The organism is Thalassolituus sp., from assembly GCF_034111725.1.
GTDB lineage: Bacteria > Pseudomonadota > Gammaproteobacteria > Pseudomonadales > Oceanobacteraceae > Thalassolituus.
Genome location: NZ_JAWUWR010000088.1, coordinates 15,111 through 38,027, shown reverse-complemented (window position 1 = coordinate 38,027; position 22,917 = coordinate 15,111). Strand labels below are relative to the sequence as shown.

Annotated in this window: 21 protein-coding genes and 1 tRNA gene; 10 read left to right on the top strand and 12 right to left on the bottom strand. The window is 47.5% G+C overall.

What is annotated here, in order from left to right; translation table 11 throughout:
• From UXZ23_RS15590 to UXZ23_RS15580, 3 genes are all read left to right on the top strand, one after another.
• On the top strand, positions 1 to 2,339 hold a 2,339-nt coding region (locus UXZ23_RS15590), incomplete at its 5' end, for a bifunctional serine/threonine-protein kinase/formylglycine-generating enzyme family protein (protein ID WP_320821454.1).
• Between the two features lie 209 nt (positions 2,340 to 2,548).
• Positions 2,549 to 3,490: an SPFH domain-containing protein gene (locus UXZ23_RS15585; protein WP_276666669.1), complete on the top strand. Its 942-nt coding sequence runs from the start codon at positions 2,549 to 2,551 to the stop codon at positions 3,488 to 3,490.
• 3 nt (positions 3,491 to 3,493) lie between these two features.
• Complete coding sequence (locus UXZ23_RS15580; RefSeq protein ID WP_276666672.1) at positions 3,494 to 3,949, top strand: NfeD family protein; 456 nt, start codon at positions 3,494 to 3,496, stop codon at positions 3,947 to 3,949.
• A 30-nt stretch (positions 3,950 to 3,979) separates the two neighbouring features.
• On the opposite strand, the gene UXZ23_RS15575 is transcribed toward UXZ23_RS15580, so the two are convergent.
• Complete coding sequence (locus UXZ23_RS15575; protein WP_320821453.1) at positions 3,980 to 5,362, bottom strand: ribonuclease J; 1,383 nt, start codon at positions 5,360 to 5,362, stop codon at positions 3,980 to 3,982.
• 14 nt (positions 5,363 to 5,376) lie between these two features.
• Positions 5,377 to 5,784 carry a thiol-disulfide oxidoreductase DCC family protein gene (locus tag UXZ23_RS15570; RefSeq protein WP_015485544.1) on the bottom strand — a complete coding sequence of 136 codons (408 nt, stop codon included), beginning with the start codon at positions 5,782 to 5,784 and terminating at the stop codon, positions 5,377 to 5,379.
• A 182-nt stretch (positions 5,785 to 5,966) separates the two neighbouring features.
• On the opposite strand from UXZ23_RS15570, the gene ilvD reads away from it, so the two are divergent.
• The gene (ilvD, locus tag UXZ23_RS15565) at positions 5,967 to 7,805 is read left to right on the top strand and encodes a dihydroxy-acid dehydratase (protein ID WP_320821452.1); all 1,839 of its coding nucleotides are present in this window, start codon (positions 5,967 to 5,969) and stop codon (positions 7,803 to 7,805) included.
• Positions 7,806 to 8,105: 300 nt separating this feature from the next.
• On the opposite strand, the gene UXZ23_RS15560 is transcribed toward ilvD, so the two are convergent.
• The 5 genes from UXZ23_RS15560 to hisB all read right to left on the bottom strand — a co-directional run bounded on the left by UXZ23_RS15560 (position 8,106) and on the right by hisB (position 11,468).
• Positions 8,106 to 8,471, bottom strand: a complete 366-nt coding sequence (locus UXZ23_RS15560; protein ID WP_320821451.1) for a hypothetical protein — start codon at positions 8,469 to 8,471, stop codon at positions 8,106 to 8,108.
• 195 nt (positions 8,472 to 8,666) lie between these two features.
• On the bottom strand, positions 8,667 to 9,431 hold the full coding sequence (gene hisF, locus UXZ23_RS15555; protein WP_075272718.1) for an imidazole glycerol phosphate synthase subunit HisF: 765 nt from the start codon (positions 9,429 to 9,431) through the stop codon (positions 8,667 to 8,669).
• Positions 9,432 to 9,434: 3 nt separating this feature from the next.
• Complete coding sequence (hisA, locus tag UXZ23_RS15550) at positions 9,435 to 10,175, bottom strand: 1-(5-phosphoribosyl)-5-[(5-phosphoribosylamino)methylideneamino]imidazole-4-carboxamide isomerase (RefSeq protein ID WP_320821450.1); 741 nt, start codon at positions 10,173 to 10,175, stop codon at positions 9,435 to 9,437.
• Between the two features lie 48 nt (positions 10,176 to 10,223).
• Positions 10,224 to 10,868 carry an imidazole glycerol phosphate synthase subunit HisH gene (gene hisH, locus UXZ23_RS15545; RefSeq protein WP_320821449.1) on the bottom strand — a complete coding sequence of 215 codons (645 nt, stop codon included), beginning with the start codon at positions 10,866 to 10,868 and terminating at the stop codon, positions 10,224 to 10,226.
• A gap of 9 nt (positions 10,869 to 10,877) precedes the next feature.
• Entirely contained in the window at positions 10,878 to 11,468 is a 591-nt protein-coding gene (gene hisB / locus UXZ23_RS15540) for an imidazoleglycerol-phosphate dehydratase HisB (protein ID WP_015485538.1), read from the bottom strand.
• Positions 11,469 to 11,604: 136 nt separating this feature from the next.
• Between hisB and UXZ23_RS15535 the strand changes: the two genes are divergently transcribed.
• The 6 genes from UXZ23_RS15535 to UXZ23_RS15510 all read left to right on the top strand — a co-directional run bounded on the left by UXZ23_RS15535 (position 11,605) and on the right by UXZ23_RS15510 (position 17,168).
• Complete coding sequence (locus UXZ23_RS15535; protein WP_320821448.1) at positions 11,605 to 12,024, top strand: acetyl-CoA sensor PanZ family protein; 420 nt, start codon at positions 11,605 to 11,607, stop codon at positions 12,022 to 12,024.
• Positions 12,025 to 12,138: 114 nt separating this feature from the next.
• Positions 12,139 to 12,768: an ABC transporter substrate-binding protein gene (locus UXZ23_RS15530; protein WP_320821447.1), complete on the top strand. Its 630-nt coding sequence runs from the start codon at positions 12,139 to 12,141 to the stop codon at positions 12,766 to 12,768.
• Positions 12,769 to 13,175: 407 nt separating this feature from the next.
• On the top strand, positions 13,176 to 15,587 hold the full coding sequence (locus tag UXZ23_RS15525; RefSeq protein WP_320821446.1) for an EAL domain-containing protein: 2,412 nt from the start codon (positions 13,176 to 13,178) through the stop codon (positions 15,585 to 15,587).
• A 63-nt stretch (positions 15,588 to 15,650) separates the two neighbouring features.
• The gene (gene mutY, locus UXZ23_RS15520) at positions 15,651 to 16,700 is read left to right on the top strand and encodes an A/G-specific adenine glycosylase (RefSeq protein ID WP_320821445.1); all 1,050 of its coding nucleotides are present in this window, start codon (positions 15,651 to 15,653) and stop codon (positions 16,698 to 16,700) included.
• 19 nt (positions 16,701 to 16,719) lie between these two features.
• Positions 16,720 to 16,986 (top strand): oxidative damage protection protein, encoded by a 267-nt coding sequence (locus UXZ23_RS15515; protein WP_320821444.1) that lies wholly within the window; start codon positions 16,720 to 16,722, stop codon positions 16,984 to 16,986.
• 106 nt (positions 16,987 to 17,092) lie between these two features.
• Positions 17,093 to 17,168: transfer RNA gene (locus tag UXZ23_RS15510), tRNA-Phe, on the top strand.
• Positions 17,169 to 17,426: 258 nt separating this feature from the next.
• Here the strand turns inward: UXZ23_RS15510 and UXZ23_RS15505 are convergent.
• The 5 genes from UXZ23_RS15505 to UXZ23_RS15485 all read right to left on the bottom strand — a co-directional run bounded on the left by UXZ23_RS15505 (position 17,427) and on the right by UXZ23_RS15485 (position 22,877).
• Positions 17,427 to 17,972 (bottom strand): hypothetical protein, encoded by a 546-nt coding sequence (locus UXZ23_RS15505; protein WP_320821443.1) that lies wholly within the window; start codon positions 17,970 to 17,972, stop codon positions 17,427 to 17,429.
• Positions 17,973 to 17,994: 22 nt separating this feature from the next.
• Positions 17,995 to 18,771, bottom strand: coding sequence for a hypothetical protein (locus UXZ23_RS15500; RefSeq protein WP_320821442.1), 777 nt, complete (start codon positions 18,769 to 18,771; stop codon positions 17,995 to 17,997).
• 630 nt (positions 18,772 to 19,401) lie between these two features.
• Positions 19,402 to 20,268 carry an alpha/beta hydrolase gene (locus UXZ23_RS15495; protein WP_320821441.1) on the bottom strand — a complete coding sequence of 289 codons (867 nt, stop codon included), beginning with the start codon at positions 20,266 to 20,268 and terminating at the stop codon, positions 19,402 to 19,404.
• Between the two features lie 8 nt (positions 20,269 to 20,276).
• A complete protein-coding gene (locus UXZ23_RS15490; RefSeq protein WP_320821440.1) occupies positions 20,277 to 22,265 on the bottom strand; it encodes a RecQ family ATP-dependent DNA helicase in 1,989 nt (662 codons plus the stop codon).
• A gap of 75 nt (positions 22,266 to 22,340) precedes the next feature.
• The gene (locus UXZ23_RS15485; protein WP_015485521.1) at positions 22,341 to 22,877 is read right to left on the bottom strand and encodes an SPOR domain-containing protein; all 537 of its coding nucleotides are present in this window, start codon (positions 22,875 to 22,877) and stop codon (positions 22,341 to 22,343) included.
• Positions 22,878 to 22,917 lie beyond the last annotated feature (40 nt).

Below are 22,917 nucleotides of genomic sequence, written 5' to 3'. Positions count from 1 at the left end.
CCCCCCCCCCCGAATTTGATCCTTCGTCCTCTATTTCACCTATGGGCCGCCAAGTTATTAAAGGACGCTTTGAATTAGTATCCTTGCTCGGTGCCGGTGGTATGGGGGCGGTATACAAAGCACTAGACCGACGTAAAGTCGAGGCCAGCGACTCTGATCCTTATGTTGCGGTTAAATTATTAAACGACGAATTCCGCCAACACCCCGACGCATTTATTTCGCTGCAACGCGAATCGCGCAAGTCGCAAACCCTTGCCCACCCTAACATCGTAACGGTTTACGATTTCGACCGCGATAAAAATACCGTATTCATGACCATGGAATTCCTAGAAGGTTTTCCGCTCGATGAATTACTGCGCCAGTTCCCGCATGGAATGGAGCAAGAAGAAGCTAATTCGATTCTGAAAGATATTTCGAACGCCCTTATTTATGCGCATTCGCACAATATCATTCACTCCGACTTCAAACCCGGCAACATCTTCGTTACCAAGAAAAAAGGCACTAAAGTATTTGATTTCGGTATCGCGCGTGCGGTATCCGAAGGCAGCGCGGCGCATACCGCTGGTGAAAAAACCATTTTCGATGCAGGTACTCTCGGTGCTCTAACACCAGCTTATGCCAGTAATGAAATGCTGCGTGGTGCAGAACCATCAGAATCCGACGACGTTTACGCGTTAGGCTGTGTTGCTTACGAATTATTCAGTGGCGCCCATCCGTTTAAGAAGACCCCAGCAAATCAAGCGCTAGAGAAAAAGCTTAAACCAAAGAAATTAAAAAATCTCAGCCGTCGCCAGTGGAATGCATTATCCAGCGCACTGGAATTAACTCGCGACAATCGTACCGCAACAGTTGCTGAATTTTATGATGGTTTCTTCGGCAAACCACGCGTTTTATTATGGGCATTGATTGCCAGCGTTGCAGCCTTTGGCGTAGCTGGAGCACTTTATATTGAAAAATTTAGCGACCAAGAAAAAGCTCAAGAAGAATTAAAAGTACAAATGCAAGAACAGATGGCACAGCAGCTAGAGCGCTCGACTATCGAAAACCAACAACAAACATTAGAACGCTTGGTTAAGCTATCGGCCCTAACGCCAAATTGGGATAAAGAAGTACGCAAAGAACTTCTCGTGTACGCCAAATTGGTACCTGAAGATACCGATACTAAAGCCAGTGTAAGCAGTCGCATTGCCATGGCTTATTTAGTTGAAGCAAAGCACTTAATGGCTGACGAACAACTCGATTCCGTCATACCTATGCTTGAAGCCTCATCAGCTTGGGGCGGACCAGAAGATGATATTAAAATTCTGACCAACCAAGTTATTACCCAGCAGGAATCGGAGAGACTAAGAGCAGAAAACGCGCGCTTAGCTGAAGCACAAGAAGAAGCCGATAAACTCGAGACGGAACGTCAAAAGCGCGAAACCGAAATGGAAATCGCTCGTCGTGCGCAAATTAAACAAGAAGTCGCCAGCTTAGAAAATGCTCTTCGCTGCCCGAATGAAATTGATGTCGAAGGCCGCGTTGCTAGCCACCTGCGAATATTAGATTCATTAGAACCTGAACGTACCAATGAACTGCACAGCATCGTTGCCGATTCATTGGTGCAGTGCTTCGATAAAATATCAAAGGTTAGCCCTTATTCTGCAGAACGCATGCTGAGTGAATCGCGCGCAATGCTGCCTGAGCAAGCCAGCCTAAAAACATTAAAAGTAGATTACTGCGGTCACCTAGAACCCGGATCAGGCAATAAAGGTCGTCGTTATACTTGTACCGATCCTCTACCGCGACAAGCAAAAGCGCCGGTAATGGTGGTTGTACCTATGCCTGACGGCAACCCAATTGCGATAAGCCAATACGAAATCACCTATGATGACGTATCGGACTATTGCACCGTCACGCAAATGTGCGATAGCCGGAAATACGCAACTAACTACCTGCCAGTGCACAGTATCGACATTAACTTTGCTGAAAACTACGCCGGTTGGCTTAGCTCAGTAACAGGCAATGTTTATCGCTTACCAACCTATGAAGAATGGTTAATGGCAGCAAAAGCAGATGGTGCAGCTGAATCACCAGACCGTAACTGTTTCTTAAAATACGGTGGTATCGAGAAAGGTACCGAGCTACAAAAAACCACCAACGGTAAACCCAATTCTTATGGATTGGCCAGCACCGTAGGTAACGTGCAAGAATGGGTCTACGACAACAACTTGCTGGTTGCTGCTGGCGGCTCGCGCCAAACACCAATGAATGACTGTCGTTTCACTACGGTTACCGCTCACTCTGGGCAAGCCGATGAATTTACCGGCTTTCGCTTGGTACGAGAGCTAAAGCGCTAAACGTATTAGACTGATTGATTCGAGAGATCGGGATATTGCGCTCGAGCCAATATCCAACACTAGCTGAGTGGCCGATACAGGCTCTCTGCTCCATCCAACTTGTATTTAACACTCGCCATTACGTCCGATAGGCTGGATTGCTCGCGTAATCCAGCAAATGAAATCACGTTACCGCCTTGTTTTACGGGCTCAGTTGAAGGAAGTTGATCATGGAAACCGCATTAAACTATTTATTTTCGGTCGAGGCATTCGCCCTCATATTCGTACTAGTGCTACTTAAAAGTAGCGTTAAATTAGTACCTCAGAATCGAGCTTGGGTTGTTGAACGTTTTGGCAAATACCAATCAACCAAAGTGGCAGGCTTGAATTTCATATTGCCCTTTATTGATAACGTCGCCGCCGACCGCAGCTTGAAGGAACAAGCCGTCGATATCCCTAGCCAGTCGGCTATCACCAAAGACAACATCACCTTATCGGTTGATGGTGTTTTATATTTTCGTGTACTTGACCCATACAAAGCCTCTTATGGCGTTGATGACTATGTCTTCGCAGTCACTCAGTTGGCGCAAACCACTATGCGTTCTGAGTTAGGCAAAATGGAACTGGACCGAACGTTTGAAGAACGCAATCTGCTGAACATAGGCATTGTTGAAGCGATCAATGAAGCGGCAGAGCCTTGGGGTATTCAGGTATTACGTTATGAAATTAAAGATATTGTACCGCCACGCTCAGTGATGGATGCGATGGAAGCTCAGATGAAGGCCGAGCGGGTAAAACGTGCCCAGATTTTAGAGTCAGAAGGCGACCGTCAATCGGCCATCAACGTGGCAGAAGGTAAGAAACAAGCACAGGTATTAGCCGCTGAAGCAGAAAAAACCGAGCAAATTCTGCGAGCACAAGGTGCAGCCAGTGCTATTTTGGCCGTTGCAGAAGCGCAAGCAGAAGCCTTGAGAAAAGTCGGTGAAGCAGCGAATACCGAAGAAGGGGTAAAAGCGATTCAATTTGATTTGGCCACTAAAGCCATTGCGGCAAGAGAAGCGATTGCCAAAGAATCGTCTGTTATTTTATTGCCTGACAACGGTACAGATCCAAGCGCCTTGGTAGCGACATCCATGGCGATTATTAATTCGTTAAATAAACACCAGAGTTAAGCTATGGATTTTATTCTGCAAAGCGACATCGCCAATGTCTTACTGATACTTGGCATTGCCGTGTTAATTATTGAGTCGGTTGTTTTAGGGTTCTCGACCGTCGTCTTACTATTTTTAGGTCTGTCGCTGGTACTGACAGGCCTTGGTATGAAGATAGGTCTATTAGAAGCAACCTATGTCGCGGCACTCTGGAGTAATACGCTAGTAACCAGCGTGCTCGCTTTTACCTTGTGGAAACCCTTGCGCCGCATGCAAAGCAAAGTCGAAGTGCAAAACATAGACAGTGACTTTGCTAAAGAAACCTTTGTAATAACCGCCGATGTGGATATTCGCGGCGAGACGACTCACCTCTACTCTGGCATCAAGTGGAAATTAAAAAGCCACCAGCCAATAAAGTCTGGAGCTATGGTCAAGGTGGTTAAAACTGACGTCGGCGTCATGTGGGTTGAAGCCCTATGACACCCTATTCAGCCCTATAGGCAGCGCCAACTAAACCACGTTAACTAACTTACCCTTCTCCCAACCTAAACGTCCTGTTCTCACTTTTTGCCGTTGAATCCCCGGGACAGGACGTAGCAGAAAGATATCACCATTACGGCCCGTCATGGTTTGTGGCACGCCGCAGCCTTTCGCTAAACCCGCGTGCGCTTTCATGTGCACTTCTTCGCCATGTACTGGAATCGAGATTTCTGGTTGCACCCATTGGTATAAGGTTTCGAGTTCTTCTTGCGCAGGGTGCCCAGAGGCATGAATGGGTAGCTCAGCTTCGTCGGCGGTAATCACTTCAACGCCCATACTTTTCAGCTGCTCGATAATGCCGTTAATGGCGTCTTCGTTGCCGGGAATAGCACGAGCGCTGAAGATCACCCGATCACCGGCTTCTAATTCAAAATCAGGATGCGTACCCGCCGCCAATCGACGCAAGGCCGTATGAGGTTCGCCCTGACTGCCAGTTGCCACAGCAAGCACTTCGTGACGTGGTAAATAGCCTAAATGCCCAGTATCAACAGAGCCAGCACTGAACGGCCAAACACCGGCGCGCTTAGCGCACTGATGCATATTAATCATCGAACGACCGTATAACCCCATATAACGCCCAGTATCGTCAGCCACGTGCGATAAAGTTAAAAGCCGGGCGATGTTGCTACCGAAACAGGTCACGATCACTCGCCCTTTGGCGCTTTCGATATAGTGACGCAAGCCATCATAGAGATCGCCCTCAGACGCGGAATGACCCGAGGTTGTGGCATTAGTAGAATCACACACCATGGCCACCACGCCCTCTTCAGCCAATTGCGTGAAGGTTTCTTTTTTATAGCCATGCCCAACCACAGGATCAGGATCTAACTTCCCATCACCGGTATGATATACATTGCCCACAGGGGTGCGAATCATTAAACAATTGGGATCAGGAATCGAATGTGTCAGTGCTAAAAACTGAACATCAAAGGGGCCGATATGAACGCGCTCGCCGGTTTCCGGCACTATGATTTTTACCTGATGCAGCAAACCATGTTCCGCGAGTTTCTTTTTCAGTACTTCGGCGGTAAAGCGCGTGCAATAAATTGGGCACCGTAACTTGTGCCACAAATACGGCACCGCCCCGACGTGATCTTCGTGCGCGTGAGTAATCACCAACCCAGCAAGCTGATCTTTGCGGGCGACAATAAATTCAGGATCAGGCATTTGCGTATCGGGTTCACCAGAGTGATGACGTGTACCGTCGGCGCTGATACGTCCCGGCTTAGGAAAAGTGACACCGCAATCGACCATCAACCAACGGCCATCGTGGCCATAGAGATTCATATTCATCCCGATCTCGCCGGTGCCGCCAAGAGGCAGAAATACAAGATCAGATGCTGAAGGGGTCATCGAGTTATTTATCCTTATTTTTTGATGTCGCAGCCTTTATCGGGCGAACACGTTTCGCAGCGCTCCTTCCCGGTCAGCCATCCAGAAATTTTGTAGCGATTACGCGCAAACCAAAGGTAGGCAATATCGGCGAACCAGCGAATCACAGGCCAGCGTAATGGTGCATATAAATACCCTCGCCCCACCAGCCCCCATGCTTTATGGGCAACATCTAAACCAAGAATAATGCGCCCATCGGGTAATTCCGCATGCAGTATGTCACTCGCGGCTTGAGGATCAATGTGTGGATAACGCTCAGCAAAGTCGGATTGCTGGATATCCACCATTTGCATTTTTTGCTGCTTGTCGGCCTTCATTAGCTGTGTCACCTCGGCAACACATAGTGGGCACTGGCCGTCGTAATACAGGGTTAGCTCTGTCATAGCGTTACACCTCTCGTCTTGTCGCCACATTGCAAACTAGCTTCATGATACAACAGCTTAATTGAGCATAGCCCGTAGATTAGCGCGAACTTACCGTTTCTTGTAAGTAAGAGCAGACTGTCACTGCCTAACCGGCACTGGTACAATAACCGCCATTTTTCTATAGCAAGAGGCAAGACATCATGCCTGAGTATCGTTCCAAGACCTCGACCGCTGGCCGCAATATGGCTGGCGCACGTGCCTTATGGCGCGCCACCGGTATGAAAGACGAGGACTTCCAAAAGCCAATCATCGCCGTGGCGAACTCGTTTACTCAATTCGTACCCGGCCATGTTCATCTTAAAGACATGGGCCAACTGGTTGCGCGCGAGATCGAAAAGGCCGGTGGTGTTGCTAAAGAATTCAACACGATTGCCGTCGACGACGGTATCGCCATGGGCCACGACGGCATGCTGTATAGCTTGCCTAGCCGCGAGCTGATCGCCGATTCGGTTGAATACATGGTGAACGCTCACTGTGCCGATGCCATCGTTTGTATTTCTAACTGCGATAAGATCACACCGGGAATGCTGTTGGCGTCTTTGCGCTTGAACATTCCGGTTATCTTCGTATCGGGCGGCCCGATGGAAGCCGGTAAAACCAAGTTATCTGAGCATAAGCTCGACTTGGTCGATGCCATGGTCATTGCGGCTGACGATTCAGCATCTGACGAAAAAGTCGCCGAGTACGAGCGCAGCGCTTGCCCAACCTGCGGTTCATGCTCAGGCATGTTCACCGCCAACTCGATGAACTGCTTAACCGAAGCTCTGGGTCTTGCCCTGCCGGGCAACGGCTCGACTTTGGCAACTCACGCAGATCGCGAACAGTTGTTCTTAGAAGCTGGCCGTCGCATTGTTGAAAACGCAAAGCGTTACTACGAGCAGGACGATGAGTCGGTTTTACCGCGCTCTATCGCTAACTTCAAAGCTTTCGAAAATGCCATGACGCTGGATATCGTAATGGGTGGTTCAACTAATACCATTCTTCACCTATTAGCGGCTGCCCAAGAAGCTGAAATCGACTTCGATTTAAAAGACATCGACCGTCTATCACGCGTTGTACCGCAGCTATGTAAAGTCGCTCCGAACTCACCTTTGTATCACATGGAAGACGTTCACCGTGCCGGTGGCATCATGGGTATCTTAGGTGAAATTGACCGCGCCGGTTTATTGCACAACGAACTACCAACGGTTCACAGCGCAACGATGAAAGAAGCCCTCGATAAGTGGGACATCATGCGCAACCCTAGCGAAGAAGTGATTAAATTCTTCAAAGCTGGGCCTGCTGGCATTCCTACGCAAACCGCCTTTAGCCAAAGCACCCGCTATCCAACACTAGACGGCGACCGTGAAAACGGCTGTATCCGTAATTTAGAAAACGCTTATTCTCTCGAAGGTGGCTTAGCCGTACTCTACGGCAACATCGCACTGGATGGCTGCGTGGTTAAAACCGCCGGTGTGGATGAATCGATCCACGTATTCCAAGGTCGCGTTAAAGTTTTTGAAAGCCAAGACGATGCGGTAAAAGGCATTTTGGCCGATGAAGTAGTCGCTGGTGACATCGTGATTATCCGCTACGAAGGCCCGAAAGGCGGCCCAGGTATGCAGGAAATGCTGTACCCAACCTCTTACCTGAAATCCAAAGGGTTAGGCAAAGCCTGTGCATTGTTAACCGATGGTCGTTTCTCTGGTGGTACATCCGGATTGTCTATCGGTCACTGCTCTCCAGAAGCGGCATCTGGCGGTGCGATTGGTTTGCTGCGTGAAGGTGATATCGTCAACATCGACATCCCGAATCGCTCAATCAACGTAGATTTATCTGCGGAAGAACTGTCTCACCGTCGTCATGAGCAAGACAAGCTTGGCTGGAAACCAGCCAAAGAGCGTCCACGTAAAGTAACCACGGCATTAAAGGTATATGCCAAATTCGCGACCAGCGCGGATAAAGGTGCAGTGCGTGATAAAGCGGCTTTGGATGATTAATTTTAGTTAATCGAATGACTGTTAGATGAAACCCTGCTGCGGCAGGGTTTTTCGCTTTTGTGGTTTATAGCTGCTAACGCAGGCTGGCTTGGTTTTAGCGGCTGACACCGCAGGTTCTTTTCGCACTCAAAATTAAAACGGAAGATATCTTTCTTGTAGGAGGTACTCAGGGAGCGAACAGTAACAAGTAGCAATCGGGAGTACGAACAAAAAGCGTTCGTTGACTCCCTCCTACAACACCATTCGTATACATTCGGTTTAAACTCAAGAAAGAAACCCCGCAGCGTCAGCCGCTAAAACTCACGACTTAAACTTATTCACTGAACTTCCTAACCGCTCAACCACGCGAATCAAATCATCACTCTGCTCTAACGTGCGGCTTGAGCCTTTAAGCGTCTGGCTGGATACCTCGCCAATCGCGTGAATGTTTTTATTAATCCGTTCCACGACCTTATTCTGCTCGGTCGCGGCGGCGGCGATCATGCCATTCATTTCGCGGATATCTTCAACGCCGCTGGCGATCTGCTGTAAGGCTTCACCCGCTCGCCCGACATCGGTGACACTTTGGTCGGCGCGCAGCTTACTGGCATCCAACAGACGAGTTTTCTGTTGATGGTATGAATAAAGACCCACAACCGTGATCATCAACGCAAAAATGACGATCATAGGTGTGAGAATCTCTATAGCTAAAAATAGACCAGTTTGAGGAAAGTTGAGGCTTAGCTGGCGGCAATTTAGTCTAGGGCAAGTATCGTAGACAGTGTGAGACAATCAAAGGGCCAACAGAGAGTCTACGTTAGAGCAAAATCGGAGCAAAAAAAAACCCCGCTATCGCGAGGCTTTGACGGGGTAGATGAAGGATCAGTCTAACCGCATCTCAATACCCGCTGCGGCCATATGTTGCTTAGCTTGCAGCACAGTATATTCGCCAAAATGGAAAATACTCGCCGCAAGTACCGCATCGGCACCACCCTTTAAGACGCCTTCAGCAAGGTGCTCTAAATTACCCACGCCGCCAGAGGCGATAACGGGAATATTAATCGCATCTGAAATCGCTTTAGTCACACCAAGATCGAAACCTGTTTTTACGCCATCGCGATCCATACTGGTCAGCAAGATTTCACCCGCACCGAATTCGGCCATTTTAATCGCCCACTCAACGGCATTGATGCCCGTCGGTTTACGACCACCATGGGTGAAAATTTCCCAACGATTATCGGCAACTTGCTTCGCATCAATGGCGACAACAATGCATTGCGAGCCAAACTTATCCGCGGCTGCACGCACAAAATCTGGGTTGTAAACCGCCGCCGAGTTGATCGACACTTTATCAGCGCCGGCATTGAGCATATTGCGAATATCCACCAGCTCGCGAATACCACCACCCACGGTTAGCGGAATAAACACTTGCTCGGCAATGGCTTCCACCATGTGCACTGTAGTCGCACGTTCTTCATGACTGGCAGTAATATCCAAAAAGGTAATTTCGTCAGCGCCCTGATCGTTGTAGCGCTTAGCGATTTCTACCGGATCACCGGCATCGCGAATACCAACGAAGTTAACGCCCTTTACCACACGGCCTTTGTCGACATCGAGACAAGGAATAATGCGTTTTGCCAGCCCCATGAATTAGGCTCCTGTTAATTCGTCAGACAAAGCCTGAGCTTCAGCAACATCGAGCATACCGTCGTAAATTGCACGGCCAGTAATCGCGCCTAAAATGCCTTGGCTAGAGACTTTCGCTAGCTTGCGAATATCTTCAATATTGGTCACACCGCCCGAGGCAATAACGGGAATACCGCCTTCAATCGCTAGCTGCAACGTTGCTTCGACGTTAACACCTTGCATCATGCCATCACGCGCAATGTCTGTGTAAACAATGGCAGAAACGCCGTCGTTGCGGAATTGCTTAGCCAAATCAACGGCTTTGATCTCCGATATCTCAGCCCAACCGTCAGTCGCAACAAAACCATCTTGTGCGTCTAATCCAACAATCACATGGCCCGGAAATGCTTGGCAGGCTTCTTTGACGAAGGCCGGCTCTTTCACCGCTTTGGTGCCGATAATGACGTACTGAACACCGGCTTTAATGTAATGCTCGATGGTTTCTAACGAGCGAATACCGCCACCAATTTGAATGGGTAAATTGGGGAACGCTTTGGCAATAGCGGTAACCGCATCACCATTAACCGGAGTACCCGCGAAGGCACCGTTTAAGTCAACTAAGTGCAAACGACGGCAACCCGCATCAACCCAACGATTCGCCATAGAAACCGGATCATCACCAAATACAGTCGAGTCGTCCATACGACCCTGACGTAAACGTACACATTCGCCATCTTTTAAATCAATCGCAGGAATTACGAGCATTCTTTGAAACCTTAATTCGTTCTGGAGGGACTAGAAGTAATAATAGAATTACGCCTGACCATCCCAAGATAAAAAATTCTTTAGTAACGCTAAGCCAGCGTTGTGACTTTTTTCGGGGTGAAATTGCACGGCGAAGACGTTGTCTTCGCCCATAGCAGCAGCAAAGTCGACGCCGTAATGGCCATGACCTTTAATTTGCTCAACATTTACGGCATCCACATAGTAAGAATGCACAAAATAAAAACGGCTGTTATCGGCAATACCAGTCCACAGCGGATGCACCACCTGCTGTACTTGGTTCCAACCCATGTGCGGGACTTTTAAACGCTCGCCATTTTCGACAAGGTCATCGCCAAAATAACGAACCTGTCCAGGGAACAAGCCCATGCAATCCACACCGCCGTTTTCTTCGCTACGATTCATCATGGCTTGTAAGCCCACGCAAATACCGAGTAGCGGCTTCGTTTTACGAACCTCAGCAACGACTTGATCAATCCCTTGTGATCGAATCTCCGCCATGCAATCGCGAATCGCGCCAACGCCCGGCAGTACTACGTGATCAGCCTTCATGATGACTTCAGGATCACCGGTCACAATGACTTGGGTATCTGGAGAAACGGTTTGCAGTGCCCCATGCGCAGAGTGCAAATTACCCATACCATAGTCGATGACCGCACAAATTTTACTGGCCATGCTTACCCCTTAAAGGCTGCCTTTGGTAGACGGCATCATACCGGCCATGCGCGGATCCAATTCAATTGCCATACGCAAAGCACGGCCAAACGCTTTAAAAATGGTTTCAGCCTGGTGATGCGCATTGAAGCCTTTTAAATTGTCGATGTGCAGAGTTACATTGGCGTGATTCACGAAGCCTTGGAAAAACTCCCAAAATAGCTGTGTGTCTAAACGACCAATGCTAGCGCGTGTGAATTCGACTTTCATATCCAAGCCAGGGCGGCCGGAGAAGTCGATCACCACGCGTGACAATGCTTCGTCTAACGGCACATACGAGTGACCGTAGCGAACGATGCCTTTTTTGTCGCCAATTGCCTTTGCAAATGCTTGCCCTAAGGTAATGCCGATATCTTCAACACTGTGGTGATCGTCGATGTGGTTATCGCCTTTACAGGTAATATCCAAATCAATCAGACCATGACGGGCGATTTGATCCATCATGTGCTCGAGAAACGGCACTCCAGTATCGAACTTTGACTTACCCGTTCCATCTAAATTGATGTTAACGGTGATTTGGGTTTCCAGCGTGTTACGCTCAACCGATGCGGTGCGTGCCATACTTTTGGTGCTCCGAACTCTCGCAAAACAGAAAGGAAAGCATTATAAAGCAAAGCGCCTGAGAAAGTAGGCCACCACTACTGTTTTCAGGCAATTTAGACCGAGAACCGTGTAACTCACATAGCAGGAGACCAACGTGCCGGTAAAACTGGAACATCTAACCACCCCGACAGACGCTGATTGGAACGATTTAAGTAAGATTCACCAGGATACAGCCGTCTCTGGACTAACTCTGTCGGAAATCGATATGAAGGACTGGCTAACGGTGGATCGTTGGATTGTTGCCGGTCGTTTTAACGACCGAGTGGTTGGCGCATTCTTGGTCGAGCGCAACCAAAACGAAGTACGCTTATCTCAGGCCGGCGTGAGGAGCATCACCCAGCGCCGCGGAGTAATGCATCAAATGATACATTTCATACAACGCTGGGCCGATCAAAATACGCTAACGTTAATCATAGGTTTAGCGGATACAAACATGAATGATGCACTCAAAGAAGCACTCATTAAGCGTGGATTTGCATCCAAAGACGATGCACTAACGTATAATGCAGACTGATTGTGCAATATTGTTGCACCACAGAAACAAGTAATTTAGATTCAAAGGCTGTTACTCGCCCACAGGCAGGAACATACTGTAGGCACGATGCACCCGAGAACCACAGGACTGTGTATGCAAACCCTTTTTAAAAAATCTTTCTCCGTGATATTCGCTATCTTTGCAATGCTGCAAGCTGCCCATGCCTCCAGCGAAGATGCGCTGGCAACGGTATCGAAAGCAACCGATAGCGTTATTTCTGAGCTAACCAAGCTTGAGCCTGAAGCTCGCACCCAAGACAAGGTTGAGAGCTTAGTGCTGGCGTATATTGTGCCTGCCATCGACGAGCAAAAAATTGCGATGGGCGTACTAGGCAAATACTGGCGTCAGGCAACGCCTGATCAGCGTACTCAATTCATTGCTCGCTTCCGTGAACAACAAATTCGTACTTATACCGGCGCTTTCAAAGCGTTTAGCGGTGAAAAACTTGTCTTTGATAAAGCGGTTCTCAACCCTGACGGCGACAAAGCAATCGTAAAAGGCCAATTCCAGCAGAATAATGGTAATCAAGTACCGGTCGATTTTCGTTTGTATTACAACAAAGATGAGAACAAATGGTTAATCTACGATGCCGTAATTTCTGGCCTAAGCATGGTTAAAACATACCGTACACAACTGAGCGAACGCTTGCAGAATGTCAACATGGACGACTTATTGAAAGAGCTAGCAAATGAGCAAGCTACCCCGCAACAAGCACAGCGCTAGCCTCTAGCGCTGCTGTCCTCTTTGCACAAAACTTTGTGACCAAAGCCCAGCAAAATCGCTAAAAAGCAACTACAATCATAAACCGTGCCTAGACCGAATCTCAGTAAAAAATGACGTTCGCGTAAGGTAGGTATGCTCCATCGAATAAGACGAGATGCGACAACAACCTAAGGCTGCCATGAAGCCGTAAATACCGCGTAGCTTTCTCTCAACTTAGTCTCACTGGAATTATTAAACAGTAGTGGCAAGTAGGTCTGCCTACGTATGATAAGAACGACTAACAATGTGTATGCGATAGTAACTAAAGGAAATTATTAACCGATGCGTCATTCCAATTGGGCGGGATCTCCCCTACCACTTCAGGCGTACCGTTCTACGGACATCCAGCATAACAATATGGTGAGTGTGTGAAGTTTCTTCGCTCGCAATCATTACGTCGCAAGTTAGTATTTATTTCATTGATAACTACTGGCTTAACGCTGGTACTGTCGAATCTGGCGTATATGTCGCTGGAATATTACTTGTCGCGGCAAGATACCGAAAAAAAGCTTACGGTACTCGGCGAAGTTATCGCTGACAGAGCAACGGCGGCTCTTACCTTTGGCGACACAGCACTACTCGAAACAAACTTGAGCACATTAAAAGCCGACACCTCAATCCTGCGTGGGTGTATCTATGGTGACGACCAAAAACTAGCAGCATCGTATATAGCGATAGATCATCTAAAAGATACCTGTCCTGACAACGTGCCCCGCGTGAGTCGTAACACCTACAACTTCAGTCAATACTTCACCATCAGTCGTGATAAAACTCCGATCGGTACCCTATTTATAGAAAGCAGCCGCAAAGACTTACTGCAGCGCTTTAATCAGTTCCTAATATTCTCTGGCATTATTATCTTAGCGGCAGTTGTATTAGCTCTATTCCTCGCCAATCAACTGAAAGACGTTATCGCTCGCCCTATGCGTGATCTGAGTAATACCTTGCGCCAAATCGTTAACGACAAGGATTACTCTATTCGCGCCGTTAAAGAGAATAACGATGAGCTAGGTGATTTAGTCGATTTGTTTAACGGAATGCTGATCACCATCGAAGACGAAAACGTGTCGCTGAAAGCATCGGAAGAACGCTTTCGTAAGTTAACCGCACTTTCGCCTGTTGGTATTTTTCAAGTCGACCCAAAACAAAAACTGCAATACGTTAACCAGCGCTGGCGTGACATCCACGGCTTAACCAACGAGCTGCCAGACCTGCAAGACTGGTTCGAAATGATCAATCCAAAAGATATTGTCATGGTGCAAGAATCTTGGAATAGGATGGTCTTTGATCAAGAGAGTATCGCGCTTGAAATTCGCTTAGTACGCCGCGACAACGCCCATACTTGGATTCATTTGCTCGCCAGCGCACTGCATGATCGCGATGGTGAACTGCTAGGCTACTTGGGGGCAATCTCTGATATTTCAGAACTAAAAGCTGCTCAAATTCAGATGGAAAATCTTGCTTTTTACGATCCATTAACAGGACTGGCAAACCGCCGCCTGTTTAAGAATCGTCTCGAAAAAGCCGTGAAGAGCGTTCTTCGTTCTGGCAAGTCGATGGCTCTGATGTTCCTCGATATGGACCAATTCAAGCGTATCAACGATACTTTAGGCCATGATGCTGGCGATATTCTTCTCAAAGCTGTTGCCACCCGCCTGAACAACACTGTACGTGAAAACGATACGGTTTCTCGTATTGGTGGAGACGAATTCACTATTTTGCTAACGGATGTGCAACAGTCACAAGACGTACTCGTAGTTGCAGAGAAAATCCTCAAGGCGCTGTCTCGCCCGATTCGCATTAAAGGTCAGGACATTGTTACCAGTGTGAGTATCGGTATCACCATGACGCCGGAAGACTCCACTGACGTTAACACTTTGATGAAAAACGCCGACTTAGCTATGTATTGGGCTAAGGAAATGGGGCGCAATAATTTCCAGTTTTTCTCAGAGGATATGAACCATTCAATCCTCGAACACCTAGCGCTAGAAAAAGAATTGAAAGAGGCCATTCAGCGCAACCAATTCACCCTGCTATTTCAACCAAAAGTGAGTTTATTTGACTACAGCACCACCGGCGTAGAAACCCTGATTCGCTGGGAACATCCGGAGCGAGGCTTAATAACACCCGATCACTTTATTCCCGTCGCAGAAGAAACCGGACAGATCATTGATATTGGTAACTGGGTACTAGAACAAGCTTGTCGGCAGATTAGCTCACTATTGCGCGAAGGAATCTTACCGCCAACCGCGAAAGTGGCCGTCAACCTATCGGCCAAACAGTTCACTGATCCGAACTTAGTTCAACATATTCGTACGGTATTAGAGATCACCAAAATTCCGCCTCAGTGCCTAGAATTAGAAATTACTGAAAGCACTCTGATGGAAGATGTCGAAACGGCTATCGCCATCATGCAGGAAATCAAGAGCACTGGCGTTGCCATCGCGATCGACGACTTCGGCACAGGCTATTCGTCGCTGTCATACATTAAACGATTCCCGATTGATGTTCTGAAAGTCGATCGCTCGTTTGTGATGGATATACCCGACGACAAAAACGACATGGCGATCACTGCCGCCGTTATCGCGATGGCGCATAAGCTCAGCATGAATGTCGTTGCTGAAGGGGTCGAAACCCGCGAACAACTGCAGTTTTTACGACAAAACAACTGTGACGAGGGCCAGGGTTACTTATTTAGTCGCCCACTTTCTCTCGGCCAATTGCACCGCTTTTTAATTGAAAACAAAGCGCGTCGCGAAAACGGAACCTACCACATCTGACACTCGTTACCTACGGCAAAAGTCCCTATACTGCGATCAACTTTGCCGTAGAACACGTCTCACATGTCCTCTAATTCTTTATTTAGCGATGCCGTACTGGCTTGGTATCACCAGCACGGACGTAAGCATTTACCCTGGCAGCAAAACATTACGCCCTATCGCGTATGGGTATCCGAAATCATGCTGCAGCAAACCCAAGTCAGCACGGTCATTCCTTATTTCGAACGCTTTATGCAAAGCTTCCCAGACGTCACAGCACTCGCGGCAGCAAGCCAAGATGACGTGTTGCATCACTGGACGGGCCTCGGCTATTACGCGCGGGGACGCAACTTACACGCCTGCGCTCAAATCGTCAGCTCAAAATATGGCGGTGAATTTCCACAAAATGTAGATGCTCTAACAGAGCTACCAGGCATTGGGCGTTCTACGGCAGGGGCAATAGCATCTATAAGCATGGGCATACGAGCGCCAATACTCGACGGCAATGTAAAACGAGTCTTAACGCGTTTCTATGCGGTTGAGGGCTGGCCGGGAACAACCACAGTGCAAAGTGCCCTTTGGCAAGTCGCTGAGGATCTAACACCTGTCCATAGCCACCGTGAATACACCCAAGCCATGATGGATTTAGGTGCAACGCTTTGCACGCGCAGTAAACCTGCATGCGGTATTTGCCCGCTACAACCTGATTGCGCTGGATTAAAAACGGGGAAGCAAACTCAGTTCCCGAACAGTAAGCCGAAAAAAGAAAAGCCAGAGAAGCATACTGTCTTACTGATGATCGAAGCACCTGACGGCACTCTGCTATTACGTCAACGGCCGCAGCAAGGAATCTGGGGCGGTCTCTGGAGCTTTCCAGAAGTAAAGCAACCCGATGACGCAATCGCATGGGTAAAAAGCCATCTAGGGCTTGAGTATCAGCAAGCAGAATTGCTGCCCTCCTTCAGACATACGTTCAGCCATTATCACCTCCACATCCAACCGCTACATATCCAGCTCGAACAGCTGGCCACTGCGGTAGGCGAACACAACGACCATTGGTACAATCCAGACAACCCAAGCGCACTTGGACTCGCCGCTCCGGTGAAAGAACTCCTTCAAGCTTTGCGCCGCTAACACCAAAGGAACAGCAATAATGACCCGCACCGTATTCTGCCAAAAACATCAGAAAGAACTCGAAGGCCTAAGTGCTGCTCCATTCCCTGGCCCAAAAGGCGAAGCAATCTTTAATAACGTGTCGGCTCAAGCATGGGATGAATGGACTCAGCACCAAACTCGGCTCATCAACGAAAAGCACTTAAACATGATGGACCTACAAGCACGTAAGTATCTAACCGAGCAGCGCGATAAGTTTTTGAGTGGCGATGACTTCGACAAAGCAGAAGGCTACGTTCCAGAGTAACCGCCTGAAAACAAAGATAAATAAAATTTTAGGAATGCTTGACAGCTTTTAGTTTGCGCGGTTTAATACGCGCCACTCAACGGACACAAACATTGTTTCCCGAGAAGCCCGGATAGCTCAGTCGGTAGAGCAGGGGATTGAAAATCCCCGTGTCGGTGGTTCGATTCCGCCTCCGGGCACCACTATTTAAGAAGCCTGCATAGAAATATGCGGGCTTTTTTTATGACTGAAATTTATTCAAGAGACAGCCAATCGACACAGAGTGTCAGTGACCTAGGCGGCCCCGTTATTCCGCCTCCGGGCACCACTATTTAAGAAGCCTGCATAGAAATATGCGGGCTTTTTTATGGCTGAAATTCATTCAAGAGAGCAGCCAATCGACACAAATCTTGCAAATAAAAAGGCGCTATAAATAGCGCCTTTCTATTTCAGGATAAATATTACAATGGATTATAGTGCTCCGTTACTCCTGCTCGCTCGGCCCTCTCCCACATTTGCAGGTAAGCTTCCGCAGAATTCATGATAGTTTCGTAAATGCGTTCTGGTGCTTGTTCGCGAACATCTTCCAAATGATCTGCGACCATACCGTAATGGGCTACACCATCCGTATTAAAGTCGAATACTCGATTACCCGAAATTTGCTTATCAAAGGTTAAGCCAAATTCTGAAACAAATGGGTATTCCAGTGGATTCATGTCGGCATCACTGCGTGGACCCGGCTGACCACCTAAGCCACTCATGTCGGTACCTAAACCCACACCTTGTAAATAAGGTTTCTGCTTAACGATATCTAAGTACTTGTCGATCCGACCGGTTAAATTATTCGCGTCTACGCTGTAAGGCGAAGAAAAACCACCGGCTTCAATTAAGCGACGAGTATTGTCGTGTACAGCACCGCCTTTAGCACTACGCATCCAGCTATGAGAGGTAATAACACCGCTGTAGTTACGTGCTTCGACGATATTCATCACATTCTTTAGTTTCAAAGAATCGACCTGACGACAACCACTAACCTAAGCTAATAAAGCCATCTTCTACAGCCGAACCGGCCAACTGGTTATCGAATTTATGTGTTGGATCTAAGGTGCGCACACCTAAAGCATAAATCTCTTGTAACTGTGTTTCGATTGTTTCGCGAGTACAGTAATCATTTAATCCACAATTATTTATATTTCCTTTTAATCCATCGACGCTGCCACTCACATTTGTGGTAACTTCAGGAAATGCTGTGCAATCATTTTGTACGACTAAACGATAAGCCGTTTCTGAATTAAGACTCAGAAAATCGAGAAAGCTTTGAAAATACAGACTGCCTTTATTCGTCTTATGACCTAACTTCATTAACAAAGCGGTATTTTTAAAACTAAAATTATTATCGGAATCTTTTTCTATTTCCCATTCGGCAAATTCACCTGCGTAGGTTCCTGCGCTAACAGCTGCAGGTAAATGGCTAGCCAAATAACGGCCATCTTTTTTATCTGTTAATAAAAAGCCATCAGGGCCAGTCGGCTTAATATAGAACTGAGCGGCTTCGGCGACTGGAATATTTTCAAAATGATAAGACAGGCCATCATCGACAGTTCCTCCCTGATCGAAACGATTGAGATAGTTTCCAGTCGCAGGAGATTGAATAGAAAAACAGCCTTGCGCTAACGATGTAACATCACCGCTATAGCCAGACGCATTAGGTTGTGAGGGAACTTCCGGTGTCGACGACATACCGTAACTTAAGCTTATGGTCGCTATGCCCAACACAGACAAAGCAAGTTTTTGCACCAATTTCATAGAGAACATCCATTTTTATTATTTTAAGAAATGGTATGCAGCAAGGTGGATCGAAGCAAACCAAACAGAGCGTAAAAGACACATCGGCTCAAATTGATCTAGATTAAGAGGAGATATGGCCGCTAGAGCCAAAGGGGTGAGTTGCAAGGATAAATACTAAGAATTTAACGCGATATACAAGGAAGATTTAAGATCGTTTTTTTAAGTAATAGACGACGTTGTCAGAAACAACAGTCTCACAGTTAACCGATCAACATAGCGGTTAACAATATGCAGCACGAAGTGAATGCTGCCACCACGTGGATATGCACTAGCCCTGAGCCGTTAGTTTCGTTCTCTTCCATTGATCTATTACCTTACGATCGATTTAACTTCTGTACCAATAGTAAGGACCAGCTTCTTGGTTCTTTCCAGCTTTACAGTGTCGTTTTTTGTTAGCGCGTTTTGTTACATTCGGATACTAATGATAATAATCAAAGAGAACTGTGATCTAGGTGGCAATCTAACAGTAAGCGGTAATAGAAAGTCAGCTAACACGGCCAGAAACGCACTAGAGAAGAGTAAAAAAGTCAGGCAATTATATTTTGCGAAGATAGGCCTAGCCGCAAATGCGACTAAGCCATTAAGGAATTAGCGATTAAGAAATTCGCTAACTAGAGAGATTTGCTCGTCATCCATCAATACTGGCGCATGGCCAACCCCGGGGATTACAGCCAACTCTGTCCCCTCTCGCATCAGCATATCGTTCGCCGTGTCCGACGTGAGCAAGTCAGACTCTGCACCACGAATGACGAGTACCGGACATTCAACTGCAGTCCACACAGCGGTTAGATCAATGTCGCTATCCAGACCGGCAAAGGCCAGGGCGATTTGCGGATCATAACGTAACTGCCACACACCACCACCGGTATCCTCTGCGCTGTAGCGCGCGAGGTGCTGCCATTGTGCATCCGTTAATGGGCCAAACGGCTGCGCAACGATTCTTAGGTAGTGCTCAATTCCAACGATGTTACGGAACGTCGGCGCTTTGCCAACGTACTCTCCCAAACGCTGCAGCGCAGCTAATGGAATCACAGGGCCAATATCGTTGAGTATGAGTCGCTTAATCGGAGAGTTTGGCAGAGCGGCAATCATCATACCTATCAAGCCGCCCATCGAGGTTCCAACCCAATAGCAGGTACTTTGGCCTGTCTCTTCTTCTAGGTACTCCAATAACTGCATCATTTGACTAACGTACAAGGGATAGCCGTAAAGCTGGCCATCTTGTAAGCGATCACTGTCTCCACGTCCGATAACATCGACGGTTATAACGCGATAATCTTCCGCTAATACCTTTGCCAGCATATCAAAGTCGTGTCGGTTACGAGTCAAACCGTGCACGCATATCACTAGCGGTGCATCAGGCTTATCCGGGTGTTGCCACATTTGCCATGCAATATTGCGATTGCCCTCGGGGGTATCGATTACCAAAGTTTCTGTGCGTGTCACTATGCTCATTGGGCGTCCTAGAGTTCCTTGGCGATGGCCAATACTGTTGCATAAGGCGCACTTTCGAGGCAACCATAGTTTGCTATTCCACGCGCTTTTAATCGTGTTAACCGGGGGCTCGTCATGCCGCACAAAAAGCGTGTCTTAGCTTCCGCTTCCGAAGGAAGCTTAAACATTGTTTGATAGGCTTGCTCAAATTGCGATAGATAAGCGACTACTCGCGCTACATCATATTGCTGAGCATGTCTTATAGGTCGCGGCCAGGACTGCCAGCGTCCCATACACACAGAGCAATGACCGCAATCCTGTTTCATGCTGTGGTCATTAAAATATACGGCTAGTTGGCGACTGAGACATTGCTGAGATTGAAATACAGCAATCATATTATGCAAGCGCTGAATATCGCTTTCCTGATGCTCTAAAAAAGTACGATAGAGTTTTTCTGCAATTACTGGCTGCTCTGTATGAGGCCAAGCTTGCACTTGGTACACTTCGGTCATTTGTTTAATTTCGAGTGTCAGCCAATTATTTTCGAAGCAGTATTCCAGTGCTCGCACTGCACGCAAACGTGCATCTGGCCCTGCGACTTGCTCTAGCGCAGGTACATCTAAACTGTACCAAGTACGACCTTTTTTACTGCATTGAAAAATAGTCTGTAAAAACTGCTGCCGCTCCGCATCAAAGTGCGCTAGCAAGCTACTCTCACTTTCTACACGAAATCGATATTCTGCATAATAACTAAATAACGGCGTTAAATAGCCCGCCATTTCTAGATGCACTAACAGAGTCTTTAGCGGCAGAGGACGAATATCTGTTTGATTCGATAAAGGCAGCATCATGGTTTCCCAACGACCTTGGCCCTCGTGATTAATACCCACGGTATCCTGCTGAATAGTATCGAGTAGGCGCGTGATCGCCGCTAAGGTGGGCGTATCACCGTAGGTGTAGTTTTCAAGCACCGTTAGACCAGATAAATCGGCGAGCAGTACACAATCGGCGGCGCGACCATCACGCCCAGCTCGGCCAATTTCTTGGCTGTAATTCTCAATTGATTTCGGCAAATCATAATGCAGCACTTGGCGAATATTACTTTTATCAATGCCCATACCAAAGGCAATCGTGGCAACAATGCAAGGCGTCGTTCCTGTCATAAAACGTTGTTGAATCGCCTGACGGTTTTCGCTTTGCATTCCCGCATGATAAGCCTCAACAGGAACAGATACGCGTTGTTTTAATGCTTGCGCTACTTCATCCGCCGTATTTTGCTGGGTAACATAAATAACACTGCCGAAAGCTTCGCCTTTTTTTATACGGTGATTTAGCCATTCTGCGCATTTTTCGATTCGCTGCTCAATTGCTGTTGGCTGCACTAATAAGCGTAGATTTTTGCGATAAAACCCTGTACTCACGACATCACTAGGTGCGATTTCAAAATGCCGGCGCATATCGTGCACAACTTTTTCCGTAGCTGTGGCGGTAAGTAATAACGACTGTGGAATATTAAACTGACGACGCCACTCAGGTAGCTTTAAATAATCAGGGCGGAAATTGTGACCCCATTCAGAAATACAATGTGCCTCATCTACCACCAGCAAAGATATAGGCACATGACGAATAAATTCGCGAAAGCGCTCATTTTTAAGCCGTTCGACGGAAATAAATAAAATTTTAATCGCGCCTTCACGCACGCCTTGCTGCACGCCTTGCAATTCTTCTCGCGACAACGTGGAATCCAAGCTCGCTGCTGCAACGCCTTTGCTGCGCAAAAAGCTCACTTGGTCTTGCATCAAGGCCAATAGTGGTGAAACAACCAACGTTAAATGTGGTAACAATAATGCAGGCAATTGATAGCACAATGATTTTCCCGAACCCGTGGGAAAAATTGCTGCGGCAGAGCGCCCCGCTAATATAGCTTCAACAACCGGTTGCTGGCCTTCGCGTAACGCATTAAAACCAAAGGTATTTTTTAAAGCGGGTAGCCAAATCGGCTGAGAATGAGTTGTCATAGCGGCATCCTTGCGAGTAAGCAGTGGGAAGATAATGTCGGCTTGTGGATGCACTTGCAAGCCGACATAACGAGATTAACCGTCGCTCTTTTGCTTTAAAACCAGAGGGCTAATATTCATATTAACCAACGTATCTTGTGCTTTATTTAACTTAGAGCGGTTTTTAAATGGACCAACAAATACTCGATACCAAGTTGAGCCATTGACGGTACTGCCCTCTTGATAAGCCGTTAAGCCTTCCAATAGCAACTGAGCACGAAGACGTTCAGCATCATTGGCAGAACGAAATGAACCTGCTTGCAGGCGATATTCATAATTAACATTGTCTTTAGGCGTTGAGCGATACGCTTCGACCTCTGGCACATCGACTGTTTGCTTTTCAAGTAGCTTATAAAAGTCGTAAGACGGTTTAACCGCTGCCGCATTGGCTGCATCCGAGCGTGCTTTTTCTACGCCTTGCTCTAACGCCTTACGAGCATCGCCTTTTACCGCGTCTAACTCATTACCCGCTGGTACGGTGGACAAAAATACGATAAAACCGACAAAAGCCGCGGCAATAGCTGGGGTGGTAACCCAAACCCAACCTGGTACGCGACTAGAACCTTCCGCCATGATATTGCCCTATTGAGTAATGACTTTAATGTTGTATGTA